At 69.4% G+C, this 11,519-nt stretch carries 7 protein-coding genes; 5 read left to right on the top strand and 2 right to left on the bottom strand.

Annotation, left to right across the window (positions count from 1 at the left end; genetic code table 11):
* Window positions 1-14: 14 nt before the first annotated feature.
* Genes B2J86_RS12525 through B2J86_RS12545 form a run of 5 tightly spaced genes read left to right on the top strand, consistent with a single transcriptional unit; the run spans window position 15 to window position 9,603 of the window.
* The gene (locus B2J86_RS12525; RefSeq protein WP_173025764.1) at window positions 15-3,119 is read left to right on the top strand and encodes an efflux RND transporter permease subunit; all 3,105 of its coding nucleotides are present in this window, start codon (window positions 15-17) and stop codon (window positions 3,117-3,119) included.
* Window positions 3,116-6,295: an efflux RND transporter permease subunit gene (locus tag B2J86_RS12530; RefSeq protein ID WP_169634066.1), complete on the top strand. Its 3,180-nt coding sequence runs from the start codon at window positions 3,116-3,118 to the stop codon at window positions 6,293-6,295. Before B2J86_RS12525 ends, B2J86_RS12530 begins: the two co-directional genes overlap by 4 nt.
* A 12-nt stretch (window positions 6,296-6,307) precedes the next feature.
* Window positions 6,308-7,753, top strand: coding sequence for an efflux transporter outer membrane subunit (locus B2J86_RS12535; RefSeq protein WP_173025765.1), 1,446 nt, complete (start codon window positions 6,308-6,310; stop codon window positions 7,751-7,753).
* A 46-nt stretch (window positions 7,754-7,799) separates the two neighbouring features.
* Window positions 7,800-8,627 (top strand): undecaprenyl-diphosphate phosphatase, encoded by an 828-nt coding sequence (locus tag B2J86_RS12540; protein ID WP_173025766.1) that lies wholly within the window; start codon window positions 7,800-7,802, stop codon window positions 8,625-8,627.
* 7 nt (window positions 8,628-8,634) lie between these two features.
* The gene (locus tag B2J86_RS12545) at window positions 8,635-9,603 is read left to right on the top strand and encodes a MipA/OmpV family protein (protein ID WP_216842386.1); all 969 of its coding nucleotides are present in this window, start codon (window positions 8,635-8,637) and stop codon (window positions 9,601-9,603) included.
* 22 nt (window positions 9,604-9,625) lie between these two features.
* Here the strand turns inward: B2J86_RS12545 and B2J86_RS12550 are convergent, their stop codons facing one another.
* Together B2J86_RS12550 and B2J86_RS12555 are read right to left on the bottom strand one after the other, a co-directional pair.
* A complete protein-coding gene (locus tag B2J86_RS12550) occupies window positions 9,626-10,441 on the bottom strand; it encodes an alpha/beta fold hydrolase (protein WP_169168221.1) in 816 nt (271 codons plus the stop codon).
* 35 nt (window positions 10,442-10,476) lie between these two features.
* Complete coding sequence (locus tag B2J86_RS12555) at window positions 10,477-11,304, bottom strand: proteasome-type protease (RefSeq protein ID WP_169168222.1); 828 nt, start codon at window positions 11,302-11,304, stop codon at window positions 10,477-10,479.
* Window positions 11,305-11,519 lie beyond the last annotated feature (215 nt).

The following is an 11,519-nucleotide window of genomic DNA, read 5'->3' on the forward strand; positions in this document are numbered from 1 at the left end:
CCGGGCCGCTTGCCATGAGCCCGTCCCGCCCGTTCATCGAAAGACCCGTTGCCACCGCGCTGCTGATGGTAGCGATCGTGCTGGCCGGCCTGGTGGGCTTTCGCCTGCTGCCGCTGTCGGCGCTGCCCGAGGTCGACTATCCCACGATCCAGGTGCAGACCCTGTACCCCGGCGCCAGCCCCGAGGTCATGAGCCGCACCGTGAGCGCGCCGCTGGAGCGCCAGTTCGGACAGATGCCGGGGCTCGAGCGCATGGCCTCCACCAGCGCGGCGGGGGTCTCCATCGTCACGCTGCAGTTCGGCCTGGGGCTGGCGCTGGACGTGGCCGAGCAGGAGGTGCAGGCGGCCATCAACGCCGGCGCGTCGCTGCTGCCCACCGACCTGCCCGCGCCGCCGGTGTATGCCAAGGTCAACCCGGCCGACGCGCCAGTGCTCACGCTGGCCATCAGCTCCGGTGCGCTGCCGCTGACCGAGGTGCAGAACCTCGTCAACACCCGGCTGGCGCAGAAGATCAGCCAGGTGCCGGGCGTGGGACTGGTCACGCTGGCGGGCGGGCAGCGCCCGGCCGTGCGCATCCAGGCCGACACCAAGGCGCTGGCCTCGTACGGCATCGGCCTCGATACGCTGCGCACCGCCATCGCCAGCGCCAATGCCAACAGCGCCAAGGGCAGCTTCGACGGGCCGCAGCGCGCCTACACCATCAACGCCAACGACCAGTTGCTCACCGTCGATGACTACAAGAACCTGATCATTTCCTGGAAGGACGGCGCACCGGTGCGCATGGTCAACGTGGCCCGCGTGGTCGAGAGCGCCGAAAACAACCGCCTGGGCGCCTGGGCCGACGAGACGCCGGCCATCATCCTGAACGTGCAGCGCCAGCCGGGCGCGAACGTGATCGCCACCGTCGACAACATCAAGCGGCAGCTGCCCGATCTGGAGGCCGCGCTGCCGCAGTCGGTCAAGCTGCAGGTGCTGTCCGACCGCACCACGGGCATCCGCGCCTCGGTCCACCACGTCGAAGTCGAACTGCTGCTGGCGGTGGCCATGGTGGTGCTGGTGATCTTCTTCTTCCTGCACAGCCTGCGCGCCACGGTGATCGCCAGCCTGGCGGTGCCGATCTCGCTGATCGGCACCTGCGGACTGATGTACCTGCTGGGCTACTCGCTCAACAACCTGAGCCTGATGGCGCTGACGATTGCCACCGGCTTCGTGGTCGATGACGCGATCGTGATGATCGAGAACATCGCGCGCTACCTGGAGGAGGGCGAGCCGCCGTTCCAGGCCGCGCTCAAGGGCGCCACGCAGATCGGCTTCACCATCATCTCGCTCACCGTGTCGCTGATCGCGGTGCTGATTCCGCTGCTGTTCATGAGCGATGTGGTGGGGCGGCTGTTCCGCGAGTTTGCGGTCACGCTGGCCATCACCATCCTGATCTCGGCCGTGGTCTCCCTCACGCTGGTGCCCATGATGTCGGCGCGCTGGCTGCGCAGCGAGCCGCACGGCGCGGCCGCACGCGGCGTGGGCGGCGCCATCCAGCGCGGTTTCGACCGCGTGGTGGTCCGCTACGACCGCTGGCTGCAGTGGGTGCTGCGCCACCAGGGCGCGACGCTGGTGGTGGCGCTGTTCACGCTGGCGCTCACCGTGCTGCTCTACGTGGTGATTCCCAAGGGGCTGTTTCCCACGCAGGACACGGGCCAGCTGCAGGCGCGCATCGTGGCTTCGCAGGACGTGTCGTACGAGCGCATGGAGGCCCTGCAGCAGGCGGCTGCGCGCGCTATCCTGCAAGACCCCGAGGTGCAGTCGCTCAGCTCCTTCATCGGCGTCGATGCGGCCAACAACACCATGCTCAACTCGGGACGCATGCTCATCAACCTGAAGCCTGTGCGCGGCGCGCAGGAGGCCACCATGCAGCGTCTGCGCGAACGCGTGCAGGCCGTGGCCGGTGTCACGCTGTACCTGCAGCCCACGCAGGACCTGACCATCGACACCGAAACGGGGCCCACGGAATACCGCCTCTCGATCGGCGGCGTGGACGCGGCGCAGGTCAACGAATGGACGCGCAAGCTCGTCGAGCGCCTGCACAGCGTGCCCGAGGTGCGCAACGCCACCACCGATGCGGACGCGCAAGGCCTGTCGGCCTATGTGGACATCGACCGCAACACGGCCTCGCGCCTGTCGGTCACCGCCAGCGCGGTGGACGACACGCTCTACAGCGCGTTCGGCCAGCGCATCGTCTCGACGATCTTCACGGAAACCAACCAGTACCGGGTGATCCTTGAAGCGCAGCAGGAGCATCTCGACTCCCCCGCCGCGCTGGGCACGCTGCAACTGCGCAGCGGCGGCGGCGCCACCCCGCTGAATGCCGTGGCCACCATCCGCGAGCAGCTGGCCCCGCTGCAGATCACGCGGGTGGCGCAGTACCCGGCGGCCACGCTGGGCTTCGACAAGGCCGCAGGCGTGTCGCTGGGCCACGCGGTGGACGCGATCAAGGTGGCGGCGCGCGACATGGGCATGCCCGCCGCGCTGTCGATCGAGTTTCTGGGTGCGGCCGGCGCCTATGAAAAATCGCTCTCCAGCCAGCTCTGGCTGATCCTGGCGGCCATGGTGTGCGTCTACATCGTGCTCGGGGTGCTGTACGAGAGCTACATCCACCCGCTGACCATCCTGTCCACGCTGCCCTCGGCCGGCGTGGGCGCGCTGCTGGCGCTGATGGTCTCGGGCAACGACCTCGGAGTGATCGGCATCATCGGCATCATCCTGCTGATCGGGATCGTCAAGAAGAACGCCATCATGATGATCGACTTCGCCATCGACGCCGAGCGCCACCAGGGCATGGGCCCGCAGGAGGCCATCCACCAGGCGGCGCTGCTGCGCTTTCGTCCGATCCTGATGACCACGCTGGCCGCCCTGTTTGCTGCGCTGCCGCTGATGCTGGGTTGGGGCGACGGCGCCGAGCTGCGGCGCCCGCTGGGCCTGGCCATTTTTGGCGGCCTGGTCCTGAGCCAGCTGCTCACGCTGTTCACCACGCCCGTCATCTACCTGGCGTTTGACCGCCTGGGCCGGCGTTGGATGGGCCACGGCACGGCGCAAGCGCCCGTGCAGCACGGGGCAGCGCCATGAACCTGTCGCGCCCGTTCGTCGAGCGGCCCGTAGCCACGGTGCTGCTGACCATCGGCCTGGCGCTGGCGGGCATTGCCGCGTTCTTCCTGTTGCCGGTCTCGCCGCTGCCGCAGGTGGACTACCCGGCGATCTCGGTGTCGGCGTCGCTGCCGGGCGCCAGCCCCGAAACCATGGCCACCAGCGTGGCGACGCCGCTCGAACGCCGCCTGGGCATCATTGCCGGCGTCAATGAGATGACGTCGAGCAGCTCCAACGGCTCGGCGCGCGTGAGCCTGCAGTTCGATTTGAGCCGCAACATCGACAGCGCCGCGCGCGAAGTGCAGGCCGCCATCAACGCCGCGCGCGTTGACCTGCCGGCCACGCTGCGCAGCAACCCCACGTACCGCAAGCGCAACCCGGCCGATGCACCCGTGGTCATCCTGGCGCTGACTTCGCCCACGCGCTCGCCGGGCGCCATCTACGACGCGGTCTCCAACATCGTGAGCCAGCGCCTCTCGCAGGTCGAGGGCGTGGGCGAGGTCGAGATCGGCGGCGGCTCGCTGCCCGCCGTGCGCGTTGAGCTGCTGCCCTTTGCGCTGAACCGCTACGGCATCAGCACCGAAGACGTGCGCGCCGCCATCCAGGCCTCGAACGCCAACCGCCCCAAGGGCGCCATCGAAGGCGATGGCCGGCGCCTGCAGATCTACACCCCCGACCCCGCCCGCAAGGCAGCGCAGTACGCCGCGCTGGTGGTGGCCTGGCGCAACGACGCGGCCGTGCGCCTGGGCGATGTGGCGCGGGTGATCGATGGGGTCGAGAACACGCGCACCCTGGGCCTGTTCAACGGCGAGCCGGCCATCATCGTGCTGGTCACGCGCCAGCCCGGCGCCAACATCATCGAGACCGTGGACGGCGTGCGTGCCCTGCTGCCCGAACTGCAGGCGCAGCTGCCCCAGGACATCCACATCGCCGTGGCGTCGGACAGCACCAACTCCATCCGCGCGTCGCTGCGCGAAATCGAGTTCACGCTGATGGCCTCCATCGCGCTCGTGGTGCTGGTGGTCGGGCTGTTCTTGCGCAAGGCGCGCGCCACGGTGATCCCGGCGGTGGCCACCGTGGTGTCGCTGCTGGGCACCTTCGCCATCATGTACCTGCTCGGGTTCAGCCTCAACAACCTGAGCCTGATGGCGCTCACCGTGGCCACCGGCTTCGTGGTCGACGACGCCATCGTGGTGCTCGAGAACACCACGCGCCACATCGAGGCCGGCATGGACCGCATGGCGGCGGCGCTGCAGGGCGCGCGCGAGGTCGGTTTCACGGTGCTGTCGATCAGCCTGTCGCTGGTGGCCGTGTTCATTCCGCTGTTGTTCATGGAAGGGCAGGTGGGACGGCTGTTCCGCGAGTTCGCCATCACCTTGTCGGCAGCGGTCATGATCTCGCTCGTGGTGTCGCTCACCACCACGCCCATGATGTGCGCGTGGCTGCTGCGCGCGCCCGGACAGGACAAGCCGCCGTCGGCGCTGTCGCGCTGGGCCGAGCGCGGCTACAACGCCATGCTGCGCGGCTACGGCCACGCGCTCGACTGGGCGCTGGCCAGCAAGGCGCTGGTGCTGCTGGTCCTGCTGGCCGTGATTGGGCTCAACGTCTACCTGTTCGCCAAGATCCCCAAGGGCTACTTCCCGCAGCAGGACAACGGCCAGCTCAATGCGGGCCTGCGGGCCGACCAGAGCATCTCGTCCGATGCCCTGGCGCGCAAGCTGCGCCAGGCGGTCGACATCATCCGCAAGGACCCGGCCGTGGACACGGTGGTGGGCTTTTCCGGCGGCAGCCGCGCCGGCGGCGGCTTCATGTTCGTCAACTTGAAGCCCGTGGGGCAGCGCAGCGACGGCACGCCGGCCGTCATCGACCGGCTGCGCCCACAGCTCAACCAGATCACCGGTCTGCGCGTGTTCCTGAACCCGGTGCAGGACCTGCGCATGGGCGGGCGCTCAAGCAACTCCAGCTACCAGTACACCCTGCAAAGCGACAACCTGGCCGACATGCGGCTGTGGGCCACGCGCCTGGCCGACCGCTTGCGCCAGGAAACGCTGCTCACCGATGTGGACACCGACCAGGCCGACAACGGCGTCGAGACCTATGTCGAGGTGGACCGCGCCAGCGCTTCGCGCCTGGGCGTCAGCGCCGCAGCAGTGAACAGTGCGCTCTACAACGCCTTTGGCCAGCGCTCGGTGGCCACGATCTACAGCGAACTGAACCAGTATTCCGTGATCATGGAATGGGCGCCCGAATACACCAAGGGTCCGCCCGCGCTCGGCGACATCTTTGTCGCCGCCAACCCCGCAGGCACGGTGGGCATGGCCGCCAACCCGGGCCAGCGCGGGGCGTCCACCGGGCAGGTGCTGAGCAATACGCCGTCCACCATGGTGCCGCTCAGCGCCATCGCGCGGGTGGTGGAGCGGGCCTCACCGACCTCGGTCAACCACCAGGACGGCGAGCTGGCCACCACCATCTCCTTCAATCTGGAGGCCAACACCTCGCTCGGCCAGGCGCGCCAGATCATTGCGCAGGCCGAGGCCGACATTGCCATGCCCACCAATGTGCGCGGCAGCTTCCAGGGCACGGCGCTGAGCTTTCAGCAGTCGCAGGGGCAGCAGCTGTTCCTGATCCTGGCGGCGCTGGTGGTGATCTACATCGTGCTTGGCGTGCTCTACGAGAGCCTGATCCACCCGCTCACGGTGCTCACCACGCTGCCCTCGGCCGGCGTCGGGGCGGTGCTGGCACTGCTGCTGTTCAAGATGGAATTCACCATCATTGCGCTGATCGGGGTGTTCCTGCTGATCGGCATCGTGAAGAAAAACGCGATCCTGATCATCGACTTCGCGCTGGAGGCCGAGCGCGCCCAAGGCCTCACGGCGCTGGCCGCCGTGCGCGAGGCCTGCATGCTGCGCTTTCGGCCCATCCTCATGACCACCCTGGCGGCGGCGCTGGGCGCCTTGCCGCTGGCCATCGGCTTTGGCCAGGGGTCCGAGCTGCGCCAGCCGCTGGGCGTGGCCATCATCGGCGGCCTCGTGGCCAGCCAGCTGCTGACATTGCTGACCACGCCGGTGGTCTATGTGCTGCTCGACAAGCTGCGCCGTCCCGCCCCCAACGAACAACAACTGAGCCGCACCGCTTCGAGCAGCCCTGCGGTCCCCTGACGCAAAGCCCCCATGATTGTTCACGCAAGCCTTCTCCCGCCCAGGGCCTACGCCACCCGCACGGCGCGCCTGTCCAGCCTGGCGCTGGCGCTGGCGCTTACCGCCTGCTCCGTGGCACCGGTGTACCAGCGCCCCGGCATCGCCACCCCCGTCGCGTTCAAGGAGGCCGGGGCCCTGTGGCAGCCCGCCGCCCCCGCCGATGCGCTCGACCGCGGGCCCTGGTGGACGCTGTTCCAGGACGCCGAACTCAACCGCCTGGCCAAGCAGGTGCAGCTGTCCAACCAGAACATCGCCGCCGCCGTGGCCGCGTATGCCCAGGCGCAGGCCCTGGTGCGCGAGCAGCGCGCGGCGCTGTTTCCGTCGCTGGGGGCGTCGGCCGGCGCATCGCGCGCGGGCGGCGGCGGCAGCAGCCGCAGCGGCACGGCCGTGCAGGCGGCGTTGGGGGCGGACTGGGCGCCCGACCTGTGGGGGCGGCTGGGGAGCGCGGTGGACAGCGCCGCGGCCGGCGCGCAGGTGAGCGAGGCCGACCTCGCATCCGCGCGCCTGTCGGCGGTCGGCGCGCTGGTGGCGGCCTACTTCCAGTTGCGCGAGGCCGATGCCGAAATCGCCCTGCTGCTGGCCACGGTGGAGGGCTACGAGCGCAGCCTGCAGATCACGCAGAACCGCTACGCCGCCGGCGTGGTCGCTCGCACCGATGTGCTGCAGGCGCAGACGCAGCGTGCCAACGCGCTCGCCGACCTGGCGACGGCGCGGCAGAACCGTGCCCGTTTCGAGCACGCGGTGGCCGTGCTGACCGGCGTGGCCCCGGCCGATTTTTCGCTGCCCCCGGCGCCGTGGGAGACCACGGTGCCCGCGGTGCCGCCCGGCATTCCGTCGACGCTGCTGCAGCGCCGGCCCGACATTGCTGCGGCAGAGCGTGCGGTGGCGGCGGCCAATGCGCAGGTGGGCGTGCAGCGCTCGGCCTACTTTCCCAGCGTGAGCCTGAGCGCCTCGCTCGGGCGCACTGGCTCCAGCGTCAGCGGGCTGTTCGGGGCGTCGGGCGCCGTGTGGTCGCTGGGCGTTTCGGTCGCGCAGACGCTGTTCGATGCCGGCGCCATTGCCGCGCGCGTGCAGGGCGCCGAGGCGGGCCGTGACGCCAAGGTGGCGCTGTACCGCCAGACAGTGCTGACCGCCTTCCAGAGCGTCGAAGACCAGCTCAGCGCGCTGCGCACACTGCAGGAGCAGGAGCCGCTGCGCCAGGAAGCGGTGTTTGCCGCCGAGCGCACCGAGCAGCAACTGCTCAACCGCTACCGCGAAGGCCAGGTCAGCTACACCGAGGTGGTGACGGCCCAGGTGTCGGCGCTGTCGGCGCGCCGCGCCTTGCTCCAGTTGCAGGTCAGCCGGCAGTTGGCCGCGGCCAGCCTGGTGCAGGCGCTGGGCGGCGGCTGGCAGGCGCCGTGGGGCGGTGCGCCTGCGTGAGCCGCGCGCACGCGGATAATCTCACCACTTATTTCAAGGAGTACCAGTGGACGTTGTGTTGTGGGGCAAGGCCGCCATCATGGGAGTGGTCGAGGGTCTGACCGAATTTCTGCCCATTTCCTCGACCGGGCACCTGATCCTGGCGGGCTCGCTGCTCGGGTTCGACGATGCCAAGGCCAAGGTGTTCGACATCGCCATCCAGACCGGCGCCATCTTCGCGGTGATCCTGGTCTATTGGCAAAAGCTCCGGGCCACGCTGGTGGCGCTGCCCACCGAGCGGAAGGCGCAGCGCTTTGCGCTCAATGTGCTGATCGGATTCCTGCCCGCCGTGGTGCTGGGGCTGCTGTTCGGCAAGGCCATCAAGGAGCATCTGTTCACCCCGGTGGTGGTCGCCAGCACCTTCATCGTCGGCGGCTTCATCATCCTGTGGGCCGAGCGGCGCCCGGCGACCGCCACGCGCGTGCCGGAAGTGGACGACATGACGCCGCTCGATGCGCTGAAGGTGGGCTTGGTGCAGTGCCTGGCCATGGTGCCGGGCACCAGCCGCAGCGGCGCCACCATCATCGGCGGCATGGTGCTGGGGCTCTCGCGCAAGGCGGCGACCGACTATTCGTTCTTCCTGGCCATCCCGACGCTGATCGGCGCCGGCGTTTACAGCCTCTACAAAGAGCGCGCCCTGCTGTCTGCCAGCGATCTGCCGATCTTCGCCATCGGCCTGCTGTTCTCGTTCCTGAGTGCCTGGCTGTGCGTGCGCTGGCTGCTGCGCTACATCAGCACGCACAGCTTTGTCGCCTTTGCCTACTACCGCATCGTTTTTGGCGTCGTGGTGCTCGTCACGGCGTGGATGGGCTGGGTGCGCTGGGCGGACTCATAATGCGGCCATGAACGCCTCCATCCCCTCCGCCCGCCGCGCTGCCGGCGTGGCCGCCTGCCTGGCGGCCGGATTGGGGGGATGGCTGTCCGCGCAGGCGCAGGCGCAGGGCGGGGCCGAGGCGGCGCCCGGGCAGGGGCCGGGGCCCGTGCTGGCCATCGCGCCGGCTGCTGACCTGCCCCCCGAGCTGCGGGCCGTGCCCGACCCCGGCCCGGACCCGGTGGTGCCGGAGGGCGCAACGAACCGCCTCAACTATGTGCTCGGTGCGGCGGTGGGCCTGGGTCCCGCGTACACCGGCAGCGACGAGCGCAAGACCGCGTTGCGCCCGGTGCTGGCGCTCGAATACGGACGCTTTCGCCTGAGCTCATCGCGTGGCGGCTCCCTCATGGGCTACGGCATCGAATCGCGCGAGGCCGGCGCCAGCGTGGCCCTGGCGCAGCGCGAGCGCTTCAGCCTCACTGCGTCGCTGCGCATCGACGGCGGGCGCAGCAGCTCGGACGCCACCCGGCTGACCGGACTGCCCGACGTGCGCACCACCCTGCGCGGCCGCCTGGGCATGGGCTACGCCCTGAGCGAGCGCTGGTCCCTGGGCGCGGGCCTGTCGCAAGACCTGCTGGGCCGCAGCGGTGGCGCGCAGGGCAATGTCGGCCTGCGCTATGTCTTGCCGATCACGGCGCAAACCCAACTGGGCATGGGCGTGGGTGCGGCATTTGCCGACGGCACCTACATGCGCGGCCGTTTTGGCGTGCCGGCCTCGGCCGCCGGCACGACCAGTCCTCTGCCTTTCTTTGACCCGGGCGGCGGCCTGTACGGGGTGGATGCGGGCATGGACCTGATGGTGGCGCTCAACCGCCACTGGGTGGCCTTTGGCGGCGTGGGCGTTTCGCAGCTGCGCGGCGATGCGCGCCGCAGCCCGCTCACCGTGCGCGCCACGTCCTACAACGTTTCTGCCGGAGTGGCCTACCGCTGCTGCCGCTGAGCGCTGAGCGCTGCGCCTGGGCTCAGGCGCGGGGCAGCGCGGCCAGGTTCAGCAGCGACGCCTCGATGGCCGCCGCCGTGGCCAGGGGCTGCTCCATCGGAAACAGGTGGCCGCCGTCGAGCATCGTGATGCGACCCGCCGTCACCCGCTGAGTCAGTGCCATGCCGACCTGGCGCATCTCGACCGACGCGATCCCGCCAATGAAGGCCGCAGGGCAGCGCAGCGGGCTCTGGCGCAGCAGGCTGCCCAGGTTGTGCGGCAAGGTGTTGTAGATGGCGGTTTCCACGGCGCGGTCAAAGCCCAGCACGCGGCGGCCGCCTTCGTCGTGCAGGCCGTGCTCCACATAGTCCTGCAGCATCTGCGGGTGCCAGTGCGCAAAGGCCTTTTTCTTGCGAAAGTGCTCGAGCGCCTCCTCGTTGCTGGCCCAGCTCATGCGGCGCTGGCGGCTCACGCGGCCGGGCGAGACGGCGCCCACCACCTGCGCGCGCTTGGCCATGCCCACGGTGGTGGCGCGCCAGCCGCCGATCAGCGGCGAGTCGAGCATCAGCACGCCGCGCACCAGCTGCGGGTGGCGGGCAGCCGCCATCACGCTCAGGATGCCGCCGAGCGAGTGGCCCACGAGGTACACCGGTTCGTGCAATGCCTGCACCTGCGCGGCGGCAAAGTCGGCCAGCTGCTGCACCAGGTGCGGCCAGTTGCTGGTCACGGGGTACTGCGGGTCGTGGCCAAAGCGGTCCACGGCGCTAACGCCAAAGCCGCGCTGGCGCAGGTGATCGAACAGCAGCCGGTAGGTGCCGGCCGGAAAGCTGTTGCCGTGCGAAAAGACGATCTGGGTCATGGACAGGGGGCCGAATGGGAGGGGAAGCGCAGCGCTCAGACGAGCTTGTCGCGCGGGGTGGTGATTTTTTGCAGCGGCCTGCAGCGCGCGGTGGGCACCATGATGGGCACGGTGCTGGTGCTGCCGCTCCACTCGGGGTCTTCGATGCTGTCGAACACCTGGCGCAGCTTGTCACCCCAGCTGTCGTGCAGCATGCGGAAATAGGGGTTGCTCTCGTCGATGCAGACGATCTTGTCAGAGGCAAAGCGGTCGGCTTCGTACAGCACCAGGTCCAGCGGCAGGCCCACCGAGAGGTTGGACTTGAGCGTGCTGTCCATCGACACCAGCGCGCACTTGGCCGCCTCGTCGAGCGGCGTGTCGGGCGTGAGCACGCGGTCGAGCACGGGTTTGCCGTATTTCGATTCGCCCACCTGGAAGTAGGGTGTCTCGGGCGTGGCCTCGATGAAGTTGCCCGCCGAATACACCTGGAACAGGCGCATGCCCTCGCCGCGGACCTGCCCGCCCAGCACCAGCGAGACATTGAAGTCCACGCCCGCGCGCTTGAGCGCCGCACCGTCGCGCTCGTGCACATGGCGCACGGCCGCGCCCAGCACGCGCGCGGCGTCGAACAGGCTCCGGGCGTTCCAGATGGTGAGCGGCTCGGCTTCGTCGCGCTCGGTCAGCTGCGTGGTCTGCAAGATTTCGCGCACCGATTGCGAGATCGACAGGTTGCCCGCCGACAGCAACACCATGAAGCGCTCACCGGTCTTTTCGTAGACCATCATCTTGCGAAACGAGCTGATCTGGTCGAGCCCGGCGTTGGTGCGGGAGTCGGACAGGAAAACCAGCCCGGCGTTGAGTTTGATGGCGACGCAATACGTCATGGGGGTGCAGGAAAAGGGTGAGGCAGGCAGTGTAGTGCCGCGCCCCGGGAACCTGAACCCGTTCCCAGCCACCGCGGCGGGCCGCCGTGGCGCCCCTGCCTAGTATCAAAAGAATAGCTGCCAGCGCTTGTCCCGAAAGCGTCAGAGGCAGATTTGATGCCAAACCGCCTGGCCGGCAGCGCAGCCTGCGGGCCGGTGCCCGGCGTGGCGCGGCG

This window comes from Acidovorax sp. SRB_14, assembly GCF_012932145.1.
Classification (GTDB): domain Bacteria; phylum Pseudomonadota; class Gammaproteobacteria; order Burkholderiales; family Burkholderiaceae_C; genus Simplicispira.

Coding starts and splice junctions, on each gene's coding strand:
- B2J86_RS12535 (WP_173025765.1), top strand. CDS start 6,308: ATGATTGTTCACGCAAGCCTTCTCCCGCCCAGGGCCTACGCCACCCGC.
- B2J86_RS12545 (WP_216842386.1), top strand. CDS start 8,635: ATGAACGCCTCCATCCCCTCCGCCCGCCGCGCTGCCGGCGTGGCCGCC.
- B2J86_RS12550 (WP_169168221.1), bottom strand. CDS start 10,441: ATGACCCAGATCGTCTTTTCGCACGGCAACAGCTTTCCGGCCGGCACC.
- B2J86_RS12530 (WP_169634066.1), top strand. CDS start 3,116: ATGAACCTGTCGCGCCCGTTCGTCGAGCGGCCCGTAGCCACGGTGCTG.
- B2J86_RS12525 (WP_173025764.1), top strand. CDS start 15: ATGAGCCCGTCCCGCCCGTTCATCGAAAGACCCGTTGCCACCGCGCTG.
- B2J86_RS12555 (WP_169168222.1), bottom strand. CDS start 11,304: ATGACGTATTGCGTCGCCATCAAACTCAACGCCGGGCTGGTTTTCCTG.